Genomic DNA, 24,506 nt, shown 5'->3' with positions numbered 1-24,506 from the left:
CCTCTTCCGGTCCGGGTACGTGGTTCGTTCGCGCTCTGACCCACGGCGTGTACCCCGACCATGCCGAACCGACCCCGCCCACACACACCCTTCACTGCCTCCGACGCATGAGGACACCTTCATCGCCGCCGCAACACATTCACCCGGCGTGCGTGCGCCGCCGGAACGCGGGCATGCGAGGACTGTCTCCGGACAGCCCGGGACGGAACGGACAAAAGGGGTTTCCATGACCATCCTGTGGGCCATCCTCGCGGGCCTCGTGATCGGCCTGCTCGCCAAGCTGCTGCTGCCCGGGCGCCAGGCCATCCCGCTCTGGCTGACCGTGCTGCTGGGCATCGTCGGCGGCCTGATCGGCAACAGCCTGGCCGGGGTCCTCGGCGTCCGCGACACGGGTGGCGTCGACTGGGTCCGGCACCTGCTGCAGGTCGGCGCCGCCGCCGTGCTGATAGGCCTGGTGAGTCCCGCCTGGTCCCGCCGGGGCCGCTGATCCCCGCCGTGCCCGGGCCGCCCGAGGCCGGAAGGACCCTTCCGTTCCGCCCCCTCCCCGGCCTATCGTCGGCGGTGGTCGAAGGCGGCACGGAGGGGTGGATGTCCAAAAGCGGGTTCGAGGCGGAGCGCCACGGCGGCACCGCCCCGGGAGAGCGGTTGACCGCCCGTCAGGAGCGGCGCGGCAGTGCCGTGCTGGTCGCCCTGGCCGGTGAGCTCGATCTGGACACGCTGGCCCCGGCCGCCGAGGTGCTGACCCAGGCGCTGGCGGCCGCCCCGGCCCGGGTGGTGGTGGACCTGGCGGAGCTGAGCTTCTGCGACTCCTCCGGGCTCAACCTGCTGCTCCGCACCAGGCTCGCCGCCCAGGACGCGGAGGTCGAGCTCCGGCTGGCCGTCGCACCCGACGGCCAGTTCGGTCGGCTGCTGGAGCTGACCGGGGCGGGCACCGTGTTCTCCGTGCACGCCTCGCTCGCCGACGCCCTCGCCGGGACGTGAGCGGCGGCCGGCCCCCCGGGCGCGAGACCCGTCCCCATCGACCACTCATGAACGAGCATGCCGGGGTGAACAGATGACCAGCGGTCAGAACGGTGCCGAGGCCGTCGAGCGGCTCCGAATCGGCGTGCCCGCCGTCGGGCAGCGGCGGACCGTCCGACTGGCCGGGCTGCCCCGGCAGGTGGTGCTCGGCCGGGACGCCGCCCGCACCGCCCTGACCGACTGGGCCTGGCCCGGCGACGGGGCGGTGGAGGACCTGCTCCTGGTCGTCTCCGAGCTGATCGCCAACGCCCGCCTGCACGCCGGCGGGGCACTCCAGCTCGGCCTGCACCTGACCCCGGACCGGCTGCGGATCGAAGTCACGGACGCCGCCCGGACCATGCCGGTGCCCAGCCGTCCGCACCGCCCCGGCCTGCCGGGCGGCCACGGGCTGCACATCGTCCAGCAGTTGGTGGACGACTGGGGAGTGACCCTGCACGACGCCGGCAAGACGGTCTGGGCCGAGGTGCGCAGGCCTGGTGTCCCGGCGCCCGAAGCCTGAGCGCCCCAGCCCCGCGGCTGGGGCACCGTTTGGCGCCCGGGGCGCCGGGCAGGCGAACCGCATGACTGCCAACCAGGCCGCGGGCCGGCCGGACCACGTCCCCGACATCGCGTCCCGGCAAGCCGTCGAGGGGACGTCGGAGAGCACCCGCACCGTCCTGGTGGCCACCGCCGCCAACCTGGTGATCGCCGTGGCGAAGGCCTTCGTCGGCCTGATCGGCGGCTCCGCCGCGATGCTGTCCGAGGCCGCCCACTCGGTCGCCGACACCGTCACCGAACTCCTGCTCCTGACCGCGCTGCGCCGGGCCGACCGGCCCGCGGACGAGGAGCACCCGTTCGGCCACGGCCACGAGGCGTACTTCTGGGCCTTCCTCGCCGCCCTGGCCACCTTCCTGGCCGGCGCGCTGGTCTCGATCGTGCACGGTGTGCAGGAGATCACCGGCGGGGAGGCACCCGGGCACTACCCTCTCTCGTACGCGGTGCTGGCCCTCGCCGCACTCTGCGAGGGCGTCTCCTGGCGCCAGGCGGCGAAGCAGGTCCGCAGCGAGGCCGCCCGCTGGCGGGTGTCCTCGCTGCGGCTGCTGCAGGTCACCCCCGACACCACGGTCAAGGCCGTCGCCCTGGAGGATTCCGCCGCCCTGGTCGGCCTGGCGATCGCGGCGGCCGGCCTGGCCGGCTCGCAGCTGACCGGCTCCGCCGTCTGGGACGGGCTCGCGTCCGTGCTCATCGGCGTACTGCTGGCGGTCGTCGCCGTGGTGCTGACCAGCTCCAACAAGTCGCTGCTGATCGGCCGGGCGGTGCCGCCCGCCATGCGGGAGGCACTGCGCGCGGAGCTCCAGGCGCTTCCCGAGACGGCCCGGGTGTTCACCCTGTTCACCATGGTGCTCGGCCCGCGCGAGGTCCTGCTGGCGGCCCGGGTCGACTTCCACGACGAGCACGGATCAGCCGCCGTCGAGGCGGCCTGCGAGCGGGCCGAGCGGCGCATCCGCGAGCGCTTCCCCACCGTTCGCCAGGTCTTCATCGACCCCACCCCGCCCTGGTCGGACACGGCGCCCGCGCCGGGCGACGGCTGAGGGTTCCGCCCCCGCACGGAGCGGCGCCCCGGCGCGGGGATCGCGTCGGGGCGCCGTCGTACGGGCGGGTCAGCCGGAGGCCGGCAGCGCCGGCTCGGGGCCGGGCAGCGGGGGCGGCGGCACGGGCGGCCACGGCTCGGGCTCCGGCGGGGCGGGAGTCGGCGGTTCGGGGGTCGGCGGCACCGGATCCGGCCCGCCAGGTCCTGGTGCCGGGCCCGGCAACGGGCCGGGGCCCGGACCGCCCGGGCCGGGGGCGGGTGTCGGGTTCGGCGGCACGGGCTCGCCGGGACGGCTCATCGTGAACGCTCCTGGGAGGTGAGGGCCGTTGCCGGCCGGGGTTCAGCGCCGGTGCCGCAGGACGGCCCAGGCGAGCAGCGCGCCCGCCGTCACACCGACGGCGATCAGGTACGGGCTCCGCCGGGCGGGCGGTACCGCCCCCTCCCAGCCTCCCTCGCCGTCCACCGGGTGCCCGCTGCGGGCGCGCTCCGCCACCTGGCGGACCCGGCCGAGGCCGGCGTCCCCGGCATGGGCGGCGGCGGCCGTCACCCGGTGCACCGAGTCGCGGGCCCGCTCCAGCACGGTGTGCTCGTCCTCGGCGGATCGCGCCTGCCCGACGCCGAGCAGGTCCTGGGCGGCCAGGGCGTCCCCGAGCAGCAGCTCCGGGTCGTCCGGTACGGGGGTGCCGATCCCCGGGTGGGCGGCGGTGCCGCTCGCCTCGGGGGTGCCGTTCCGATCGTGGTCCTCGGGTTTCATCGCTACCAGCCTCCGGTCGGTGCGGGACGGACGGGTCGGGCGCGGCGCACGGTCACGCGGCGCCGCCGCTCGCCTTGCCCCGGAACGCCGCGGCAAACCCACGGCCCCGGGCGCGTTTGCGTTCGCCGTCAGCGGTGAGACGAGGCTCCGAGGCCGCATCCCCTCCCCCCGGGTCGCGGCCTCGGCAGCCGGCTCCCGGGCCTGACGACGAGCGACGGCCCGGGGGCGGTGCTGCTCAACCTCCACCAACCATCCCGATCGGGGTGAAGGTGGAGGAGTCGGTGCATTCGGCCGACCGTACGGGGGTAGTCGCAGCCCATGCTGACCTTCGGAGTCGAGGAAGAGTACCTGCTGATCGACCCTGACACCGGTGTGCCGGTGCCGCGCGCCGAGGAGGTCCTGCTGGCCGCCGATCTGCGCCCCGCGCTCCGGCCGAGCGAGGCCCAGCACGAACTGCTGCAGGTCCAGCTGGAGGTCGCCACGCCCGTCTGCCACGACCTCGCCGCCGGCGCCCGCCACCTGCGCCGGATGCGGGCCGCCCTGAACGCCTCCGCCGCCCAGTGGGGCTGCCGGATCGTCGCGGTCGGCGGCGCGCCGTTCGCCGCCGACGGCCCCGTCCCGGTCACCGACCGGGACCGCTACCGCACCGCCCGGGCGCAGGCCCCGCAGCTGGTCGACGACCTGATGCTGAACGGGATGCACGTCCACGTCGGGGTCGAGGACGAGGACGAGCGGGTCGCCGCCCTCGACCGGATCCGCCCCTGGCTGCCGGTCCTGGTCGCGATGGCGGGCAACTCGCCGCTGTGGTGCGGCGCCGACACCGAGTTCGCCAGCTGGCGCACCATCCACTTCGACCGCTGGCCGGTCAGCGGCCCGCAGCCGTCCTTTCGGGACGCCGCCGACTACCGCCGCAGGGTGCGGGCCCTGCTGGCGGCCGGGGCGATCCGTGACGCCGGCCAGCTCTACTGGACGGCCCGGCTCTCCGAGCGCTTCCCGACCATCGAGGTGCGCGCCCCCGACGTCCAACTGACCGTATCCGATGCCGAGTTGATCGCCGGAGTGATCCGCGGGCTGGTCGCCTCCGCGCTGCTCGCCGAGCGCCGCGGCGACCCGCGCCCGGAGCGGCCGGAGGAGCTCCTGCGGGCGGCCGTCTGGCACGCCGCCCACGACGGCCTCGCCGGCAACCTGGTCTCCGCCCGCGACGGCGCCGCCAGACCCGCCACCGCCGTGCTGGACGAGCTCCGGGAGTACCTCGCCCCCGGGCTGGAACTCACCGGTGACACCCACGCCGTCGACCGGCTCTGGCAGGAGTTCCTCGCCGCCGGCACCGGCGCCGACCGCCAGCGGCGCTGGTTCCGCGAGTCCGGCCGTGAAGGCCTCACCAAGCACCTGCTGGACTGCGCCGTCGCCGGCTGACGGCCGTTCGCCGGCTCCCCGGCCCGGCGGCCCTGAGTGTCAGCCGCCCGTCGGTGCCGGACGGTCATAGGTACTGATCTCGATCAGGTTGCCGTCCGGGTCGCGCAGGTAGGTGCTGGTGATCGGGCCCCGGGCACCGGTGCGCCGCACGGGGCCTTCCTCCACCGGCACGCCGACGGCCGCGAGCCGGGCCAGCACCGCCTCCTGGGGGGTGTCGGTGATCAGGCACAGGTCGGCGCTGCCGGCCGTGGGGCGCTCGGCGTGCGGGCGGAGCTCGTGGTCGACCCGGTGGAGGTTGATCTTGCTGGCACCGAAGGCCAGCGCCCGGCGCCCCTCACCGAAGGTGACGGGGTCCATCCCCAGCACGCGTTCGTAGAAGTCGACGGTGCGATCGAGGTCGCGGACGGTCAGCACCAGGTGGTCCAGGCCCGTGATCCGGATACCCGGCGCCGGATCCGGGGCGTACCGGCCGAGCTGCTGTTCGCAGGCCTCCCGCGCCGCGACGGAGAGCAGGTCGCCCGAGCGGTCGAACAGTTGCTGGAGCGCCGGCCCGTAGTGGTCGGCGAGCTCGGGGTCGTGCGCCAGCACGTCGAGCTCGTTGGCGGCGGTGATCTCCAGGAAGGCCCGCAGGTCCGGCTCCGGCGGGGTGTGCTCGCGCCCCGTGAAGCGGTCGCGGAAGACCACCGGGCGGCCACCCGCCAGACGCGGATGTACGACACCGCGGTCGCAGCAGGCGTAGAGGTGGACCAGCGCCTCGGCCCGTTCGCCGATCAGCTCGGCGAGGAGTGCGCGCTCGGTGAGGTCCGCGAGGGCCCGGTCGAACCCGTCGGTGCCGTAGACCGCGTGGCACAGCCCCGCGGCCCGGAGGTCCGGATCGGCGCCCCAGTCGGCCAGCCGGCGCGCGACGCGGATCAGGTGGTCCAGCAGCGTTCCGCCGGGGTGGGGGATCTCCCCCGCGCCCCGGGAGCGCAGGAACTCCTCGACGGCCGGCCGGTCTCCGGCCGAGGCACGACCGCCCGGCGGGCTGCCGGCCCGGGCATCGTCGATCGGTGCCATCACGCCTCCTGGTTCGCGCCGCGGGCCACCTCGGCGACCAGCCGGGCCGTGGCCGGGGTGTCGATGCCGTGGGCGGCCGCGGCCCGCAGGACCGCTCCGCCGATGGCGTCGAGTTCGAGCGGGCGTCCGGCCTCGGCGTCCCGCTGCATCGAGGACTTCATGGTGCTCGGGGCCCGGTCGAAGAACGAGAGCACGCTGTCCGCCGTCACGGGTGTGCCGGTGGCCCGGGCCACCGCGGTGATCTCGTCGAGCACGGCGAGCAGTTCGGGGCGCCGGTCGGTACGGATCGTCCCGACCTCGGCCCGGTGGCGGGTGGTCAGCAGCGCGAACGGGGCGAGGAAGGCCAGCTTGCCCCAGAGCACGGCGCCCTCGTCGGTGCGCAGGGTCACGCCGAGACCGGCGTGCCGCAGCCGGTCCGCGAACTCGTCGAGCGGCGCGGCCAGTTCGAGATCGGCGAAGGGGCTGGTGTGGACGATGTGCCCCGGGGCGGTGCGGGTGGTCTCGACCCGGATCGCGCCGGCGACGACCGCGGCCGCCGGGTAGCGCCCGCGCAGCAGCGCGAGGTGGTCGAGGCCGTTGAGCAGCGGGACGACCGTCGCGCCGCCGAGGACGGCGGCCGGGACGCGGTCGAGGGCGAGCTGCAGGGCGGTCTGCTTGACCGTCACGAAGAGCGCGTCCACCGGCTGTCGCAGCCGGGTGTCGGCCTGCACCGCCGCGGTGAAGTCCCCGTACCGGGCGCTCTCGATCCGCAGGCCGTCCTGGTTCAGCACGGCGGCGGTGCGCTCACCGGCCAGGCAGACGACGCGGTGGCCGGCGCGGGCGAGCAGCGCGCCCACCAGGCCTCCGACACCGCCGGGTCCGAGGATGGCCACCGTCATCACGTTGGTCGTTGTCACGTGCGCTCCTTGCGCTCACCGTGTCCGGATCGGTTGGGGCCGCGGAGCGGCGTCGCCGCCCCCGCGCCCTGCTCCGATGATCAAGCACCCCGGAAACCCAAGTCAATCCTCGGGTTTGCTGGCATACACCCAAGCGATACCTTGGGTCGCCGTGACCCTTGACGATCTCCGCATCCTGACCGTGGTCTGCCGGACCGGCTCACTGAGTGCGGCCGCCCGTGAGCTGTCCTGCACCCAGTCGGCGGTCAGCCAGCATGTGAAGCGGCTGGAACGTGAGCTGGGCCTGAGCCTGCTCGAACGGCACACCCGGGGGGTGGTGCCGACGCCGGCCGGGCGCACGCTGTCCGCGGCGGTCACGGCGGGGCTGGGGTGCATCGACCATGCGCTGCGCCAGCTGGAGGAGGCCGCTCGCGGAGAGCGCGGATCGGTGCGGATCACGACCGGCGCCACCACCGTCCGGCACTTCATGGCCGCCGCCGTCGTCGACTTCCGCCGCCGATTTCCGCTGGCCAGCCTGGAGTTCCAGACCGAGACCTCCAGCCGCGGCTGCTTCGACGCGCTGGCCGCCGGCGGCGTCGACCTGGCGTGGATCACCCTCGGGCCCGCGAGCCCCGCCGCCGAACAGCACCCCGTGGTCGAGCTGCCCTGGTCGCTGGCCGTCTCGGCGAGCGACCCGCTGGCGGCCAGGGCCGTGCTGGCACCGGTCGACCTGCTGGACGCCCGGCTGATCGGGCTCCCCCGGAACTCGACCTCCCGCCTGCAACTCGCCGACTGGCTCGCGGACTCCGGCATCCAGCCGGTGTTCGACACCAGCGTCGCCGACTGGGACACCGCGATCCTGCTCGCCGAGCTGGGCCTGGGGCACGCCGTGGTCCCGACCCTGCCCGCCTGGAGCGGGCCCGGGCATCCCAACCTGCGGCTGATCCCCATCCCCGCGCTCCCGGCCCTTACCGCGGGCTGGGCGGTGCGGCGCTGGGACGCCCTCTCCCCACTGGCCCGGGCGTTCGCCGAGACCGTCACGCGCCACTGCGGCCCGCGGAACCCTTAGGGCCGGTCGCGGCCGACGGAGCCACGCCGGGCGCCCCCGGCCGCGCGGTGGAGCGCGGGCCGGGGGCGGGTACCAACCGCTGACGGATCAGAAGAGGTCATCGATGTCGATGTCCATCTCCTCGCCGTCGCTCTCCTCCGCGGGCGTCGGCTGCTGCTGGGCGGGCGGCTGCTGGACGGGCGGTGCGGCGGCCTGGGCCGCGCGGGCCCGGCGGGCCTCCTCCAGCTGGGCCTGGACCCGCTCCTGCTCCAGGCGGCGCTTCTCCTCGTTGAGCCGCCGCTGCTCGGCCGCCGCCCGGGCCCTGGCCTCCCGGGCGGGCGCCTCCCTGCGGTCGGCCAACTCCGCCTCGGCCGACCGCTGGACGCTCTCCTCGGTGAGGACGTGCGGGTTGTCCATGTGCAGCAGGCCCATCAGCAGCTGGTCCTGCCGCCAGTCCCTGGCCCGGCCGCCGACCTCGCTGTTGTAGGTCCGGAACGGCGAGTCCGGGGTGCGGTAGCCGCGCAACACCTCGGCGATGGCCGCGACGCCCTCGGGCCTCGGCTCGTTGGACAGGTGCCCCAGCTCGGCGACCACCTCGCCGCGGTAGAACTCCTCGTTCGCCTTGACCTGCTCCAACAGGGTGTCGAAGTTGGCGCGGACCACGTCCGGGTGGCCCAGGCTGATCGACGGCGTGATGTTGGTGCGGACCATCTCCTCCTCCCAGTGGCTGCGGTCCATGTGCTGGAGCAGGGCCGTCGCGTCCTGCGGGCTCAGGCCCTGGGAGAGGATCTCGTAGACCTTGTCCTGCCCCTGCTGCAGCTCCGCGGGGTTGGGGTCGCGGGTGCGGTCCGAACTGCTGACCATCGCCCGGGCGAAGTCCTGGAGCTTGTCCACCGGCATCTGCAAGGCGTCGGCGTCGGCCTGGTGGTCGGCCTCCTTGCGCCATCCCTCCAGGATCTCCCGACCCCACTTGACCTTGCCGAGCTGGTTGTGCGCCTGCGACTCCTTGGCCCGGTCGGACCACTCGGTGCCCGCGTTCATCCCGTCCGTCGCCCGGGTGAGGTCCTCGTTGACGTGCAGCGCCTGCGCGGAACGCTCCAGCACCGCCGCGTCGTCACGGGCCCGGTCGGCGGCGTCGCGCAGGGTCCGGCCGACCGCCGGGTCCTGCTGCTCGGCGGCCAGCCGGTCCACCCCGTCGGCCGCGTCCCGCAAGGCGCCGGCCGCGTTGCGGTAGTCCTCGTGGGAGGGCTCCGGGTTGCGCCAGGTGGCCTGGTCCCAGGCGTCCCGGGCCCGCGACAGGTCGGGCAGCTCGGCCGAGCCGTTCCCGCCGAGGGCGTTCGCCACCCGCGCCTGCAGCAGGTCCGCCGCCGCCGGCTCGTGGATCCCCGGATAGGGGGTCGTGGAGACGTTCGGGGACAGGTACGGGCGTCCGGTGAGCTGGCTGGCGTTGGTGGTGTTGGCGCCCTCCTGGATCGCCGGCAGGTCACCGAGCTGGAACAGCTTCTCGAAGTTCCCCTGCGTGGTCCCGGAGCTGCGCAGCAGCAGGACCTCGCCGTCCTTGAGCTCGGACAGCAGCTTGGGCACGTCCGCGGTGTCCAGGTCGGCCCGCTTCAGCCAGTCCGGCTCGAACTTCGGCGCATGGCCGATCTCCCGGCCGCCGACCTCCACCATGACCGCCGGCTTGCCGTACGTCCGTACCCCGTCGACCTCCTGCACACCCGACTCGCGGATCGCCGAGGCCAGGTACTCCGGCCCGCTGGCGCGGAGCCGGTCGTCCATCCGCGCCAGCCCGTAGACCGGCATCATGTCGACCTTGCCGCCGGCCACCGAGTCCGCGATCGCCTGCAGCTTGGGGTCGTCGGGGAACGCCACCTTCTCCGGCGTCGGGATGTGGAACTGGTAGAGGCCGTTGCCGGAGCTGACCCCCGCGTCGATGTGGTGGGCGGTGTACGCCGATCCGCCGTCCTCGCCCGGCGTGCGCTCGTACACGGCGCGCGGGTGCGACCAGGCGTACGGCGTGAGCACCAGTGCCTTGTCCGCGCCGGTGAAGGACAGCAGGGCGTGGGCCGACTCGCTGTTGGCCTCCAGGCCGTCGCTGGCCGCGACGAAGGTCGGGCCGCGGCCGAGATCCGGGCGGACCGGCTCGGCGTACTCCTTCTCGGGGTCGAGCTCCTCCTTGACGTACGCCGGTCCGGTGACGCCGAGTTCGTCCGCGTTGAGCATCCGCTCCAGGCGGGACTGCACGCTCAGCGGCGCGACCATCTGGATGTCGCCCCGGTAGCCCAGCTCGCGCAGCGAGCGGACCAGCGTGACGGCCGCGGCCTGGTGGCCCGATCCCGGGCCGGACTCGACGACGACCGTGACCGACTCGTGCTGCTGGAGCTTCTCGAACACCTCCCGGCGCGCGGCGACCTCCTGCTGCGACGGCGGGTTGCCGCCGCGGCGCTCGGCGATGGCGCCCAGCAAGTCCTCCTGGTGGGCCGGACGTTCGCGGCCGAGGCCCCAGAGCGCGTGCTCCGGGATCTCCTTGCCGAGCGCGTGCACCGCGCCGGTACCGTTCGCGTCCACCCAGCGCGCGAGCTCGTCGACCTTGCCGCTGCGGGCGTCCCGGACGAGGGTGTGCAGCTCCGCGTCCGACTTGTCCGCGCCGAGGCCGAGCTGCTCGCGCAGCCGGTCCGCCCGCTCCTGCGGGGGGTCCAGCAGCTGGCGATCGGCGTTCCAACTGCGCGGCGCGCCGGTCCCGTCCTCGGACGAGCGGTCGTGGGTGGACGAGCTGTCGTGGCTGTCGTGCGATCCGTGGGTGTCGCGGTCCGAACCGTCGGAGTCCCGGGAGCTGCTGCTCTCGGTGTCCGAGCTGCTGTCGTCGGAGTGGTCGGACGGGTCCCGGAAGGGGTCGGCCGGGTCACGGTGCGAGCCCTGGGAGTCCTGGGAGTCCTGGGAGTTCTGCGACTCCCGGGAGCTGACGCTCTCGGTGTCCGAGCTGCTGTCGTCGGAGCGGTCCGACGGGTCCCGGAACGGGTCCGCCGGGTCACGGTGCGAACCCTGGGAGCTGACGCTCTCGACCGGCGAGTGCACGCTGCTGGTCTCGCTGCCCGAGGTGGCGGTGTTGGACGGGACGGGCGGCGGGGGCGGCACCTCCACGTGCGGCGCCCGCTGCACGGGAGGAGCCGGCGGCGCGGGCGGGGCCGGCGGCGGGGGTGCCTGGGTGTGCGGGGTCACCGGGTCCGCGAACGGGTCGGCCGGGTCGCGGTGCGAGCCCTGCGAGCTGTGGGAGCTCTGCGAGCTGACGCTCTCGGTGTCCGAATCGCTGTCGTCGGAGCGGTCGGACGGGTCCCGGAACGGGTCGGCCGGGTCGCGGTGCGAGCCCTGCGAGCTGTGGGAGCTCTGCGAGCTGACGCTCTCGGTGTCCGAGTCACTGTCGTCGGAGCGGTCCGACGGGTCCCGGAACGGGTCCGCCGGGTCACGGTGCGAACCCTGCGAGCTGACGCTCTCGACCGGCGAGTGCAGGCTGCTGGTGTCGCTGCCGGACGAGGAACCGTGACCGGTCGCCGTCCCACCTGCGGCCGGCGGCACGATCGGGGTGGGCGGGACCGGCGGCACCGGCCGGGTCGGCGGTGCCGGATGCTGTGGCTGCCCGGCCGGGTCCTCGTCGCCGAACAGGTCGCGGACGCTGCGCAGCGTGTCGTTCTCGTTGACCGGGTTGGCCCGGATCGGCTCCGGGTCCGGGCCGTAGAGGCGCTCCAGCAGCGGCAGCAGGTCGGGCTCGTTGGCCCGCACCCAGTCGGCGCCGTTGTGCCGGGGCTCGCCGGTGTAGGGGTCGGTGCCGTGGTTGGTGCCCAGGTAGGCGTTGGTGACCTGGGCGAAGTACTCCTGCTCGTCGCGGGAGGCGTAGTTGTCGCCGTTCTGCCCGTCCGGGCGGCGCGGGCCGTCCGACCACTGCACCGGGCTCTCCTCGCCGAAGGTCCGGGCGAGGTGGTCGGTGTCGATCTTGTTCTGGTAGGCCTCGGTGATGAGCTGACGGTCCGCCGGACCGAGGGCCTCCCGGTGGATGGTGTGGGCGAACTCGTGGGTGGTGGTCGAGTAGCCGTCCTCGTAGTGCGGCCGGCCGCCGATCGTGGTGTGCTCCCCGAGCAGGTTCTCCTCGGTCACCGCGGCCCGGCGGGCACCGGTACCGCGCACGTCCTCCCAGGCACGCCCGCCGCCCGCATCGCCCGCGGCCTGGGTGCCCCGCAGCGAACGGTACGGCGCGGAGTCGGTCATCGGGACGTCCTTGGGGACCACGTACATGCCCGCGCCCTTCTTCAGCAGGTTCGCGGTCACCTCCGGGTCCTGCAACATCCGGGCGAGCTGCTCCTCCGCCTCGCGGCGGGCCGGGCCCGGGTCGCTGACCCGCGGGTCGACGTCCACCATCAGGCGGGCCGCCGTACGCGCGAACTCCTGCGGGGGCAACGTGCTGCGCAGGTTGTCCACCACGGGGCCGTTCTGGGCGAGCCAACGCCGGTACTCGGGGCGGAGGTTGCCGATCGTCTCCAGGCGGTCGTGCTCGCTCATCGTCGGCACGTCGCTGACCAGGCGGTCGGCGTTGGGCGGCTGGGTCGCCTGGAACCGCTGCTCCCGGCCGGAGTCGGCGATGGTCTGGCCGACCCGCCCCTCCCCGGAGGTGTTCAGCGCGTCGAGTTCGGCCTGCCGCTCCAGACGACGCTGCTCGAAGATGTCCGGGCGTGGCGCCGTGCCCTGGTTCTGGTTCTGGCTCTGGTTCTGGTTCTGGCTCTGGTCGTGGGCGGGGGGCTGATTGCTGCCGCCCCGGGAGACCGGACCGAGGGAGGAGCCGGCGGACGTCGAGGTGGACGGCTGCCCGGTGCCGGCGGCAGGGCGTACCGGGCCGAGGCCGCCGTGCGCGGGAGCCGGCGTCGGGGTCGGCGTGGGCGTGTGGGTCTGGTTGGCGTGGGTCTGGTTGTTGGTCGGCGTGGCCGGCGGCGGCGGGGCGGGGGCAGGGGCGGGGGTAGGACTCGGCCGGGAGCCATCGTCCATGGACCGGCTGGTACTACCGCTTCCGCTGCCGGAGCCCGACGCCTTGGCCGCGGCGGCCTCCGCCTTGCGGCGCTCCTTCGCGGCCTTGAGCTCGGCGAGTTCCTCCGGGGTGGGCTTCGGCTTGGGCGTCCGCACCGGCTTGGCGGTCGGCTCGCTGCCGAGCCGGTTGGAGATCTCGTTGAGCGTCTGCAACTGCTCGGGCGTGAACCGGTCGGAGGAGTGCCTGGTCACGTCCGCCACCACGTCGGCCAGCTTGCCGATCGCGGGTCCCATGTTCTCGCGGTTGGTCCGCAGGTTGTCGAGCGCCTGGTTGTCCAGCTTCGAGTGGAGCGTCAGGACGTCGAGCGCGTCCCGCACCCGCTTCTCCCGCAGCATCGCCACCGTGACGTTCTCGCCCTGCTTGCGCATCGCGAGTGCGGAGATCTTGTCACCGAGCAGGTCCTCGCTGGCCACGACCTTGATCGGGACCGTCTCGCCGGTGGGCGTGTGCCCGTCGACGACGACCTGCATCTGGTGTTCCTGCGAGCGGACCGGTGCGAGCGTGATGCTCGCGTCCAGACCGCCGAACTTGCCGTTCACCGTGGTCGACTGATCGCGGCGCCCCGGCACCACATGGCCGTCGGTGAGGACGTTGTTGGCCAGGTGCTCCAGCACCTCGTTCGGGTTGCTGATCGGCCGGTCGAAGGACAGCCGCATGTCGAGGTCCTGGACCGGGCGGTGCAGCTGGATCGCGGCCACGCCACCGCCACCGCCGAGCACCACGGAGCCCTCGGGCAGATCGAGCCCGCTCTGGCGCAGGTGGCTCATCACGCTCTGCTCCAGCAACGCGGCCGTCCCCAGCCGGAACTCGGAGTCCACCATCTGCTCGTGCGTCATGTTCTCGGGCTTGCCCGGGTGCTGCGGCGCACCGTCCGCGTCACCGCGAGCATTCACATCATCGTGAATGGTGTTGGTGTCGTGAACGTTGGCGCTGTCGTGAACATTGGCATTCTCGTGAGCGTGTGCGCTCTCGTGAACGTCGGGCACCGAGCGAACGTTCGCGCCGGAGTGAGTATTCACGCCATCGTGAACGTTTCCGTCGCCGTGAACACTCGGCGGCGGCGGTACCTGCCCGTGCGTGCCCCCGGCGGTCGCCGGGTGCTGAGGTGCCGGGTGCTGAGGTGCCGGGTGCTGGGGCGCCGGGTGCTGGGGCGCCGTCGATGTCGGCGGGGTGTGGTTGCCGGCGGGCGCCGGGTGCGGGTTGGCGGGCGCCGGCACCGGGGTGGGGTTCTCCACCCGCTCCGTGAAGTCCCGCAGTCCCTCGTACATGTCGTTCTCGGCCCGGACCGCCTCGACCGGGTTCGCCGGGTCCCGGTGCACCGCGACCGGGTCCGGCCCGTACAGCCGTTCCAGCAGCGGCACGAGGGCCGGCTCGTTCGCCCGCACCCAGGCCGGCCCGTTGTTCCGGTTCTGGCCGGTGTGCGGGTCGGTGCCGTGGTTGGTGCCCAGGTACGCGTTGGTGACCTGCGCGAAGTACTCCAGCTCGTCGCGCGAGGCGTAGTTGTCGACGGGGTTGTTCTGGAGGTCGTGGCGCGGACCGTCGCTCCAGACCGCGTTCGGGTCGTTGTGCTTGTTCTGGTAGCTGGAGGTGATGGTGGCGCGATCGGTCGGCGAGAGACCGTTCATGTGGATGGTGTGGGCGAACTCGTGCGTCGTGGTCGAGTAACCGTCCTGGTAGTGCGAGGCGTTGCCGACGGAGGTGTCCTCGCCGAGCAGGTTCTCCTCGGTCACCGCCGCGCGGCGTCCACCCGAACCACGCACGTCGTCCCAGCCACGGCCGCCGCCGGAGGCGCCGCCCGCCGTGGTGCCGCGCATGTTGTGGAAGGCGCTGACGTCCGTCATCGAGACGTCCTTCGGCACCACCACGATCCCGGCACCGTTCTTCAGCAACGTGGCTGCCACATCCGGGTCCTGGAGCATCCGCTCCGCCTGCGCCTGGGCCTCCGCGCGGGCCGAGGCCGGCCGCCCGGCCCGGGGGTCGACGTCGACCATCAGCTGGGCCGCGGTGCGGGCGAACTCCCTCGGCGGCAGACCGGCCTTCAGCGAGTCCACGAACGCCGGGTCCTTGGCCAGCCACCGCCGCTGCGCGGGGGGCAGTCCACCGATCGTCCGCGCACGCTCGTGCGGGGACATCGTCGGGACGTCGCGGACCAGCGCGTCGGAGTTGGGCGGACGGACCGTCGAGAACCGCTGGTCACGGCCCAGGTCCTGGGCCGTACGGTCGATCCGGTTGCTGCCGCTCTGGCGCAGCGCGTCGAGTTCGGCCTGCCGCTGGTCACGCTGGGTCTGGTGGATCTGGTCGGCGGCCTGGGAGCTGAGCGGACGGTTGAGGCCGCCGCCGGTCCCGTGGGCACCGCTGGTGGACGGGGTCGCGGTCGCCGGTCGCACCGGTCCGAGCCCGGCCTGTCCGGTGGCGGGGGTGGTCCGGGCCGGCGCGGACGGCGGCGGCGCGGTGGTCGAGCTGTGCGGGGCGGAGTGAGCCCCGCCGGACTGCGTCGGCACATGGACACCGCCCGCGCCCGGCACGCCCTGCGGCGTGGGGGTGACGGTGGAGGCGTCCGCCGGGGGTGGCGGCGGCACGGTCGCGGGGTCGTTGGCACGCGAGGTGTGGTCACCGCCCGTGGCGGGCCGCACGGTCGGCACGGACATCCCGCCGAGACCGGCGGTGTCGAGCCTGCTCGTACCGGCGGGGTCAGGGTCGTGCGGCGTGGATCCGCCGTGGTCACCGGCGGCCGACGGATGCGGCACCGAGGCGCCGGACGACCCGGCACCGGCGGAGCCCGGGACGGTCGCATGACCGACGGACGGGGCGGCCGAGGCGGCCGGGTCGTGCGGCTGCGTGGCCGGCGTCTCGTGCGGGGTCGAACTCGGCACGTGCTCCGAGGTGCTGTGCACCTGGGCGGGCGGCGCCTCGTGCGGCGCCACGGTCGGCACCTGCTCCGGGCCGGCGTGCACCTGCGCGGGCGGCGCCTCACGCGGGGCCGAACTCGGCACGTGCTCCGGAGTGGTGTGCACCGGCGGCTGCGTGGCCGGCGTCTCGTGCGAGGTGGAACTCGGCACGTGCTCCGAGGTGCTGTACACATGCGCGGGCGGCGCCTCGTGCGGCGCGGCGGTCGGTACGCGCTCCGCACCCCCGTGCACCGGCTGCTCCGTGACCGGGCCCCGGGTGTCGGCCGTCGGCCGGGCGCCGCCCTCGGTGGGATGGGGTGCACTGTCCGGGGTCGCCCGGACGGTGGTGTCCGGCGTGGTGCGCGGTTCCGCAGTCGTGTGCGGCGCCGGCTGCGACTCCGGAGCCGTGTGCGCAACCGGCTGCGACTCGGGAGCCGTGTGGGCAACCGGCTGTGACTCCGGGGCCGCGTGCGACTCCGGAGCCGCGTGCGGGGCCGGGGCCGTGTGCGCGGCCGGGGCGGGAGTCGGCGCGTCCGTCTCCCGGACGTGCTGCGCGGCGGCCGGGGCCGGTTCGGCGGTCCGCGGCGCGCTGTGCTCGGTCGGCGCCGTGTTGTGGGGCGCGCTGTCCGTGGCGGTCGGGGTGGGGGTGGCGTGGCTCGTGGCCGGCGGGGCCTGGTGCGGGACGGCCGCGCCGGTGTCGGCGGGCGGTGCGGAGTGCTCCGCCGAGCCGCGGGGCTGCGGGGCTCCGCCGGTGCTGTCGCCGGTGCTGTGGCTGCCGGAGGCGGCGGGCCGGTCCGAGCCGAACGGCACCAGACCGCCGGTGCCGCCGCTCTTGGGGGTGCCGCCCCCGCCACCGGTCGTGGTGCTGCCGCCACCCTCGCTCACGTGGCTCGCGGCACCGCTCGCACCGCCGGTGGACGCCGGAGCGCTCGTACCGGTGGAGCCGCCGTCCGAAGCACCGTGCGTGGACGGGGCGGCGCCCGGCCCGTGGTACGCGGACGCCGAGGTCTCGGGCTTGGAGAAGGTCGGGGTGCCCTCGCCGTGGCCGCCGATGCCGGAGCCGATCGGTGCGCCGCCGATCGGCGCACCACCCTCCGGGGCACCTCCCTTGGGCGGCGGGCCACTGTGCGGGGTGGGGATGTTGCCGGGGCCGTTGAACCGGCCCTTGATGTTGGAGGCGCCGGCCTTGAGGCCGACGGCGGCGCCGCCGCTGAGACCGGAGCCGAGCAGGCTGCCGCCCTCGACGTGGCCGGTGGTGATCAGCTGGGTGGAGACGTCCGCGCCGACGCCGACGGCCGCGCCGTGCACCATCTTGCCGGGGACGGTCTGCATCGCGCCGGCCAGGCCCATCTTGGAGCCGGCCCCACTGAGCCCCTTGCCGATGAGGTGGCCGCTGGCGCCGGCGACGGCGCCGCCGAGGGCGTTCTGCCCGAGCTCCTTCATGTCGATGCTCTTGCGGTGACCCTCCATCACCTCGATGCCCTGGGCCATCAGGTTGATCGCCGCCATCTGGGCGGCCTGCTTGGCCGCGAACTCCAGGGCTTCCTTCAGCAGCGTCTTGAGGATCTGCTGGACGACGGTGCGGCTGATGCCGACGGCGATCGGGATCTGGGCCAGCGAGACGCCGGCGGTGAACGGGGCCTCCGCCTCGGCGGTGGCGACCTCGAAGGCCAGGATGCCGAGCTGGGCGACGATCTGGATCTTCGCGGTCTCGGCGGAGTTCGCCATCGCCTCCAGCATGTCGCCCATGCCGTTGCACGCCTGGACCAGCCCGGGGAAGTACCCGGGCTCCGCCTCGGTGCCCTTGCCGACGGTGAACTGGTCCCAGTGCTTGGCCAGCGCCTTGGCGGCCTCGCCCTCCTGGCCCTCCAACGCGCGCTTCAGCGCGGCGTCGGCGGACTTGCCGGCGTCCCCGAGGGTTTCGGCGCCCTGTCGCCAGCGCTCCGCCATGTCGCGCAGCATGTCTTCGTCGGCCTCGGGCCAGCGGGTGCCGGCCAGGAGGAGAAGCACCCACTGCAGGGGCTCGGGCAGCTCGACTGCCATGTGATCAGGCCCTTCCGGTGGTGTGCGTGCTCGGGCGGCCCTGGGCGATACTGCCGAGAGCGCCGGTGGGGATGGTCGGGTTGACCGGGGCGGAGTACGTGCCGACCTGCGGCGCGGTCGGGGGCTCGCTGCCGCCGCCGTCGCTCTGGAAGACCGCGGTGGTGGCGTCCTCGGCGTACTGGTAGTTCTCGGCCATCGCCTTCAGGCCGTCGGCGATGTAGCGGACGGAGTCGGGCATGCCCTTGAGGCCCTTGAGGGTGTCGGTGCTGTACTTCAGGTAGCCCTTCTCCCCCTCGGCGAACTTCTTGCCGGACTCGTCGTTGCCCCAGGGCGCCGTGGACTGGGTGTGGTCCAGGAACGCGGTCAGGCCGGTGACCAGCTGGGAGAGTTGATCGGCGGCGGCGAGCACGGGGCTGACCGCGGCCTGGTACTGGGCGGGGTCGACCTTGAAGCCGGTGCCCGCCGATCCGCCGGAGCCGCCAGAGCCCTGCGGCGCCTGTTCGGCGGCCGGTGCGCGGCGCTTCGCGGCTTCCGCGCCGTCCGGGTCGGTGGCCGCGGCGCCGCGGGTCGCGGCGAGACCGGGCGCGAGATCACTGCGCCGGGTGGCCTCCGTCGGGCGCAGCGAGTCCTGCTCGGCCAGCCGGGTGGCCTCCGTCGGGGCCAGCGAATCCCGCGCGGCCAGCCGGGTGGCCTCCGTCGGGGCCAGCGAATCCCGCGCGGCCAGCCGCGTGGACTCCGCGTGCTGGAACGGCTCCGGGGCCGTGGCCTGCACCCCCTCCATCCGGCGCAGCGGCTCGGCCTGCACCGCGTCCATCCGCCGCAGCGGCTCCGCCTGCTGGAACGGCTCCGGGGCCGTGGCCTGCACCCCCTCCATCCGCCGCAACGGCTCCGCCTGCACCGCGTCCATCCGCCGCAGCGGCTCCGCCTGCTGGAACGGCTCCGGCGCCGTGGCCTGCACCCCCTCCATCCGCCGCAACGGCTCCGCCTCCGTCATCCGCGCCCGCTCCATCGGCTGCAACGGCTCCGCCTGCTGGAACGGCTCCCGGGCGGCGATCTGGTCCGTCTCGACCAGCCGCGCTTGGCTCACGGTTTCGCGCATCCGCGCGGTCACCGGCTCCGTGTCTGCCTGCTCATCCATGGCGCTTCCAGTTCAAGGTGGTCCGGGTCCTGGTGAGGTGGCCGGGACGGGGGTGGCGGAGGGAGGTCGGGGCGGGGCGCGGGCTCATCGGGAGCCCGCCGCGTTCGGCGAGGCCGGCGGGGTCGCGGCCGCGCCGCCGCCTTCGGGCGAGCCGCCGGTGGCGAGTCGGGCGAGCGCGGCCCGCAGGAACGGGCTGGGCACCTGGTAGCCGCCCTCCTCCCGCAGCGGGGCCGGCCTGGCGGGCTCGCCCGCCGGACGGGCGCCGCCGGCCGGTGCCGTGTCCTCGTCGGGGCGGCCTCGGCGGGCCGCGGCCGAGCGGGCCCGGTCGAGGTACGCGTCGTCATCGGCGGAGCCGGTGGACGCCGCCCGGTCACCGCCGCCGGAGCCGCCGCCGGTGCCACGGTCGTTCCCGTCGCCCGACCGGTCGCCCGATCGCTCGGCGGTGGGCCGCTCCGCCGTGCCGTCGCTGCCGGCCGCGGCCGGGTCGCCGCCCTCGGCCGGGCCCGCGGCGTCGGGGCCGAGCAGGGCGGTGGCGAGCTGGTTGAGCAGGGCGTTCTCGCCGCCCGGCTGCACGGCGGTGGCGTCCTCGGCGGCCTGCGGCGCGTCCGGGTCGTCGCTGCGGGCCGCGTCGAGCCACTGCCGGCGCATCCGCCGCCAGCGGCGGTCGTTGTGCTCGAACCGGCCGGCCTGGCCGTCGACGCCGGAGTCGGCGAGCACCGTCTCCTCCTCGTCCTCCGGCCCGTTCTCGCCGAAGCGGCTCGGCCGGACGAACCGGTTCCCGCCCCGCTTCTCACCGCGACCGCCGCCCGCGCCGGGCATGCCGCCGGGTCCGTGGCCGCCGGCCATCCCGCCGGGGCCGGAACCCCGGGCGGCGCCGCTGCCGACGGCCGTTCCTCCGGTACCGGATCCGCCGCGCCCGGACGCGCCGCCGACCCCGGAGCCCGAGCCGGAGCGCATCGCGCTGTCGCCGGTGCCGGAGGCCATGCTGAGGCCCGACTTCCCGGGGGCGATCCGGCCGCCCGCGGCGGAGACCGAGCCGCCGCGGCCGCCCGCCGCACCACCGGCCGTACCGCGGCCGCCGCTGCCCCCGCCACCGAGTGCCCCACCGACGCCGCCACCGCCGAAGCCGCGCGCCGCGCCCGGGCCGCCGGCCCCGCCGACCCCACCGACCCCGCGCGAACCGGTGCCCCCGACCGCGCCGATGCGCGCCGGGGTCGCTCCGCCGGGCGTGTACCGGGCGGTGCCCGACCGCGCACCGCCCGCGGCGCCGCCGGCGCCGCCCAGGGTGGAGAGCCCGCCGAACGGCGAGCCGCCACCGAACGGGGAGCCGCCGAGCCCGCCGCCGGGCATGCCCGGACCGGGGCCACCCGCGCCCGAACCGGACCACGGGGTCAGCCCGGACGGGCTGTAGGTGCTGCCACCGGCGCCACCGAGCGAGCCGGAGCCACCGGTCAGGCCGGACAGTCCGAGGCCAGGAGCGCTGCCGGCCTTGAACACCGGCATGCCCGCCCCACCGCCACCGCCGCCGGTGCCGCCCGTGCCGAAGCCCGCGCCGGGCACCGTCCGGCCGACCGGGGAGGGCGCCTGGAACGGCTGGAGGGACGCCAGTTGCGGCTTGTAGGCGCTCCCCGAGCCACCGCCGTCCGGTCCGCCGGGCAGGCCGCCGCCGGCCCCGCCACCGGGCATGCCGGCGCCACCGCCGAGGGCCCCGGGGGCGTCCGGGATGGCGGCGCTGAAACCGTCCTGCATGGTGGTCGGCGTCAGCGAGTCCAGCCCGGTCGCGGACGGGTGCTGAAGGCTGCTCGGGTCGAGGACGCCGTTGGGCCGGGTGGCACTGGTGGTCGAGTCCCCGCCGCCGCCGGAGCCGCCCAGGTGGGCGACCTGCCCGGCGCCGGTCATCCGCTCGACGTGGTCGGCGCTCTGTCGGAGCATCGTGTCGACGCTGGAACCCACCTGGCCGACATAGGTGTTGTAGGTGTCCGCGGCCGTCTTGATGCCTTCGGACTGGGCGATGTCGTCGTGCTTGCCGGCCGGGTTCTGGTCCATGTAGTCCTTGGCGTACTGCAGCTCCCGGACCATCTCGGTCTTGGTCTGGGTGACCGCCTCCTGCGCGCCGCGCAGCGACTGCGCCATGGCGGCCGCGGCGTCCAGGGTGGTGGCGGTGTGCGCCTGGTCACTGCCCGCGTACTTGCGCAGGTAGCCCTCGAAGCTGTCGGCCGCGGGGCCGGACATGTTGGCCATCGCCCGGCTGGCGCTCGCCACGATGGTGCGCACGGCCGGTTCGGCGGCCTTGTTCCACTCCTCCCACGCCGCGGCGAGCTTGCCCAGCAACTCCTCGTCGGCGTCGGGGAAGAGGATGCCGGATCCGTGTTCGTTGCTCTGGACGACCTTGAGCACCTCGGCGAGGTCGGACGGGAGCTCGATCATGACTGGTCGCTCTTTTCGGCTGGCTGGCCGGCTGGCCTGGGACGGGCGGTGTGACGGATGACGGAATGCGGTGCACCGGAGGACAACTGACAGGACGTCGTTCGGGGGTGGCGCCGTTCCACCGCCGGGACGGTGACAGCGCCTCGCTCCTGCGGCGGCGGTGCGGCGCCGGTGGCCCCTGGTGGTGCCGGGCGCGGCGGCAGGGTGCGGCCCGGGCGGGGACGGACGGTGCCGCCCGGGCCGCCCCGGCTAGATGAGCATGTTGCGCCCGCCGCCGGCGGGAGCGTGCGGCTCCTCGTCGGAGACGGCTTCGCGCTCGTTGTAGTCGAGCTCGGGCGCGTCCGGGTTGTGGTAGGCCGGGCCGTCCTGGGTCGGGGTCGAGGTCAGGGTGATCGGGTCCTTCTGCGGGACCCGCGGCGTGACCTGGGTGACGTGCGCGGCCGCGACCGGATCGCCTTCGGCGCGGGCCCCGTTGAGTCGGCCCAGCTCGGCGGCGTGCGCGTCGTCGGTCTGCCGGTACCGCTGGCAGATCAGCTCCAGGTTGGACGCCAGCTGGGCCGAGTTCGCGAGGTACTTCTTCACCCCTTCGAACACCTGCTGCTGGTGCTCGGGCACCCCGCCGACGGACGAGCCGCCGCCGGTCAGCGACTTGCCGACGGCGTCCGTGCCGTAGACGGTCGGCTTGATCTGCTTGAGCACGGCCTCAAGCCGGGCCGTCGGCCCCTCCAGGTCGTCCAGCATGGTCCGGATCGCCTTGGCCGCGGCCTCGACCTCGTCGAGATCGATGTAGAACGACGTACCGCTCACGTGCTGCCAACCCTTCTTCCCCCCAGGCTCACGCCCGGTCCCATCCGACCTGGGTCCCCACTCTGGCCCAAGCCTGTTGACGATCGAAAAACGCCGTTCCGGCGGGCGGTACGGCCGCCCCGGTCAGAGCGTGGTCGCGCCGCCGGGGCCCACCACGTGCAGCCCGGTGTCGCCGAACGCGATGGCGAGCGGGACCCGGTCCAGCCCGGCCTCGTTGAGCAATGTGCCGCTGGCGACGTGCCACAGTCGCAGGGTCGCACGCTGGTCGCCCGCCGCCAACAGGGCCTCGCCGTCGAGGTTCTGGAAGACCATGCTCCGCACCGCGGCGTCGCCGCCGGCGAGTTCGGCGACCCGGCTGCCGTCCTGGGCGTCCCACAGCAGGACGCCGCCGTCGGCGCTGCCGCCGACGACCACCTGGCGGTCACCGAGCAGTCCGAGCGCGAGCGCCTCGACCGGCCCGCCGAGGCCGGTCAGTTCGGCTCCCGGCCGGCCGTCGAGGGCGTCCCAGAGCCGCACCACGCCGTCCGCGCCGCCGGTGGCGACCGCGCGCCGGCCCGCGACCGGCCCGACGGCCAGCGCCGTGACACCGCGCGGATCGGCGGCCAGGCGCAGCAGCGGGCTGCCGGTGAGGGCGTCACGGACCCGGACGGTGCCGTCCGCGCCGGCCGAGACGAGCAGGGCGTCGCCGTCCTCGACCGGGTCGGCGAAGGCCAGGCCGGTGACCGCTCCGGTGTGCGGGGTCGGGACGGACAGCGTCACGCCGTCCCGGGGATCCAGGCAGCGGACGGCGCCGGTGGCGGTGCCGCACACCACCAGCGGCCGGTCGTCGGTACGGCACAGTGCCACCGACGTGACCGGGCCGCCGTCCGGGGCGGTGACCCGCAGTTCGGTGCGCAGGGTGGCGTCCCACAGGCGCAGGGTGCCGTCGCCGTAGCCGGCCGCGAGCACCGGGCGGCCGTGCAGCTCGCCGGCGGCCAGCGCGTTGACCGGGAAGCCGCTCTCGGCCGGGACACACTCGCCGAGGCCGGCGCCGGTGGCCGGGTCCCAGAAGGTCAGGCTGCCGCTCTCGTCGCCGGACACCAGGACGGTGCGGCCGGCCGCCTCGACGGCCGCCAGGCCGGTGAGCCAGCGGCGTTCGGCGGGCCAGCCGTTGAGGGCCTTGCCGGTGAAGACGTCCCAGGTGCGCAGGGTGCCGTCGAGGGCGCAGGAGGCGAGCAGCGGGTCGTCGCCCTGGGTGAGGAAGGCCAGCCCGGTGACCGTGCCGGAGTGGCCTGTCAGCTCCGCGACGGGCTGTCCGGTGGCGAGGTCCCAGAGCCGGATCGAGCCGTCGAGCCCGGCGGAGGCGAGCAGTGCCTGGTTGCCGAGGGTGAGCACGGCGAGGACGGTGACCCGGTCGGTGTGGCCGACCAGCAGGTGGAGCTGCTCGCCGGTGGCGGCGTCCCAGACCCGGACCAGGCCGTCCTCGCCGGCGGCGGCGACCAGGTCGAGGTCGGCGCAGCGGGCGTGGCACAGCGCGGCGGCGCCGTGGCCGGCGACCGGGAGCAGGCCGAGTGCGCGGCCGTCCTCGGCGTGCCAGGCCTGGACCTCGCCCTCGCGGCCGGCCGAGAAGACCAGCGGCACGCCCTGGACGAGTCCGGCGGCCACGGTCTGCGCGCCCTCGCCGCCGGCGGTGCCGTGCAGCAGCGCGCCGGTGGCGGCGTCCCAGACCTGGACGGCGCCGTCCTCACCGCCGACCGCGAACAGCTCCCGGCCGGCCGCGGTGCCGAGGGCGACGGCTGCGGGCAGCACGCCGGCCTCGGTGTCGGAGCCGCCGAGCGGGACGGCTCCTTCGAGCGCGACCAGTCCGAAGCCGAGGCCGGGTTCGGCGAGCGCGTAGGCGGGGCGGCCGGCGACCGTGCCGATGGCGGCGGCGGGGCGGGCGGTGGGCTCGGCGGGGGTGGGGTCGGGCTGGTCGAGCGCGATCAGCGCGCTGGGCAGCCGGCCGGCGGCCGCCGGGTCGAGGATCTGCGCGGCCAGCGTCTGCAGGGCGTTGCCCACCCCGGGCAGGGGCGCGGCGGTCGCGTCGTCCCAGACCGAGTCACCGGCCGGCAGCACGCCGATCGCGGCGAGCCGGCGGCCGCCCGCGGCGGGGGTGTCGAGGGCCGGGTCGTCGGGGGCGAGCCCGGGCCGGGCCTTGCGCAGCGCCGACAGGACGCGCTTGAGCATCGCCGGGTCGATCCGCCCGGTCCGCACCACCACGGCGTCCGGCGTCCGGCGGCCGACCCGGATCGCACCGTCGGGGCCGACGGCCAGCTCGACGTACCCCGCCGGGAGCCCCTCGTCCCCGGTGGTGAACAGCAGACCGTGCTCCGCCGGTGCGTCAGACACCGTTTCCGCGACCGGAGTTCCGGGTT

The 24,506-nt window shown here is 75.1% G+C and carries 14 protein-coding genes; 6 read left to right on the top strand and 8 right to left on the bottom strand.

Annotation, left to right across the window (positions count from 1 at the left end):
• Positions 1–226: 226 nt before the first annotated feature.
• The 4 genes from AB0K43_RS22330 (at position 227) to AB0K43_RS22315 (ending at position 2,591) form a co-directional block, all read left to right on the top strand.
• On the top strand, positions 227–487 hold the full coding sequence (locus AB0K43_RS22330; RefSeq protein WP_363642362.1) for a GlsB/YeaQ/YmgE family stress response membrane protein: 261 nt from the start codon (positions 227–229) through the stop codon (positions 485–487).
• A gap of 101 nt (positions 488–588) precedes the next feature.
• On the top strand, positions 589–981 hold the full coding sequence (locus AB0K43_RS22325) for an STAS domain-containing protein (protein WP_363642360.1): 393 nt from the start codon (positions 589–591) through the stop codon (positions 979–981).
• A gap of 73 nt (positions 982–1,054) precedes the next feature.
• A complete protein-coding gene (locus tag AB0K43_RS22320; RefSeq protein WP_363642358.1) occupies positions 1,055–1,519 on the top strand; it encodes an ATP-binding protein in 465 nt (154 codons plus the stop codon).
• A gap of 61 nt (positions 1,520–1,580) precedes the next feature.
• The gene (locus AB0K43_RS22315) at positions 1,581–2,591 is read left to right on the top strand and encodes a cation diffusion facilitator family transporter (RefSeq protein ID WP_363642356.1); all 1,011 of its coding nucleotides are present in this window, start codon (positions 1,581–1,583) and stop codon (positions 2,589–2,591) included.
• 339 nt (positions 2,592–2,930) lie between these two features.
• Here AB0K43_RS22315 and AB0K43_RS22310 read toward each other — a convergent pair whose 3' ends face one another.
• Positions 2,931–3,344 carry a hypothetical protein gene (locus tag AB0K43_RS22310; RefSeq protein WP_363642354.1) on the bottom strand — a complete coding sequence of 138 codons (414 nt, stop codon included), beginning with the start codon at positions 3,342–3,344 and terminating at the stop codon, positions 2,931–2,933.
• Between the two features lie 318 nt (positions 3,345–3,662).
• Between AB0K43_RS22310 and AB0K43_RS22305 the strand changes: the two genes are divergently transcribed.
• Positions 3,663–4,760, top strand: coding sequence for a glutamate--cysteine ligase (locus tag AB0K43_RS22305; RefSeq protein ID WP_363642352.1), 1,098 nt, complete (start codon positions 3,663–3,665; stop codon positions 4,758–4,760).
• A 39-nt stretch (positions 4,761–4,799) separates the two neighbouring features.
• Here the strand turns inward: AB0K43_RS22305 and AB0K43_RS22300 are convergent, their stop codons facing one another.
• Positions 4,800–5,816: a VOC family protein gene (locus AB0K43_RS22300; RefSeq protein ID WP_363642350.1), complete on the bottom strand. Its 1,017-nt coding sequence runs from the start codon at positions 5,814–5,816 to the stop codon at positions 4,800–4,802.
• The gene (locus AB0K43_RS22295; RefSeq protein ID WP_363642368.1) at positions 5,816–6,694 is read right to left on the bottom strand and encodes a 2-dehydropantoate 2-reductase; all 879 of its coding nucleotides are present in this window, start codon (positions 6,692–6,694) and stop codon (positions 5,816–5,818) included. Before AB0K43_RS22295 ends, AB0K43_RS22300 begins: the two co-directional genes overlap by 1 nt.
• 169 nt (positions 6,695–6,863) lie before the next feature.
• Here AB0K43_RS22295 and AB0K43_RS22290 point away from each other — a divergent pair, with 169 nt between their 5' ends.
• On the top strand, positions 6,864–7,760 hold the full coding sequence (locus AB0K43_RS22290) for a LysR family transcriptional regulator (protein ID WP_363642348.1): 897 nt from the start codon (positions 6,864–6,866) through the stop codon (positions 7,758–7,760).
• 87 nt (positions 7,761–7,847) lie between these two features.
• Here AB0K43_RS22290 and AB0K43_RS22285 read toward each other — a convergent pair whose 3' ends face one another.
• The 5 genes from AB0K43_RS22285 to AB0K43_RS22265 all read right to left on the bottom strand — a co-directional run bounded on the left by AB0K43_RS22285 (position 7,848) and on the right by AB0K43_RS22265 (position 24,480).
• Positions 7,848–17,741 (bottom strand): hypothetical protein, encoded by a 9,894-nt coding sequence (locus AB0K43_RS22285; protein WP_363642346.1) that lies wholly within the window; start codon positions 17,739–17,741, stop codon positions 7,848–7,850.
• Between the two features lie 4 nt (positions 17,742–17,745).
• Positions 17,746–18,879 (bottom strand): hypothetical protein, encoded by a 1,134-nt coding sequence (locus AB0K43_RS22280; protein ID WP_363642344.1) that lies wholly within the window; start codon positions 18,877–18,879, stop codon positions 17,746–17,748.
• An 84-nt stretch (positions 18,880–18,963) separates the two neighbouring features.
• On the bottom strand, positions 18,964–21,306 hold the full coding sequence (locus AB0K43_RS22275; RefSeq protein WP_363642342.1) for a hypothetical protein: 2,343 nt from the start codon (positions 21,304–21,306) through the stop codon (positions 18,964–18,966).
• A 249-nt stretch (positions 21,307–21,555) separates the two neighbouring features.
• On the bottom strand, positions 21,556–22,113 hold the full coding sequence (locus AB0K43_RS22270) for a hypothetical protein (protein ID WP_363642340.1): 558 nt from the start codon (positions 22,111–22,113) through the stop codon (positions 21,556–21,558).
• Between the two features lie 123 nt (positions 22,114–22,236).
• Positions 22,237–24,480 (bottom strand): WD40 repeat domain-containing protein, encoded by a 2,244-nt coding sequence (locus AB0K43_RS22265; RefSeq protein WP_363642338.1) that lies wholly within the window; start codon positions 24,478–24,480, stop codon positions 22,237–22,239.
• Positions 24,481–24,506: the final 26 nt, after the last annotated feature.

Source organism: Kitasatospora sp. NPDC049258, from assembly GCF_040678895.1.
In the GTDB taxonomy this organism is placed as follows: domain Bacteria; phylum Actinomycetota; class Actinomycetes; order Streptomycetales; family Streptomycetaceae; genus Kitasatospora.
Note: the sequence above shows the minus strand (reverse complement) of the source record. Positions and strands in the feature narration are given on the sequence as shown.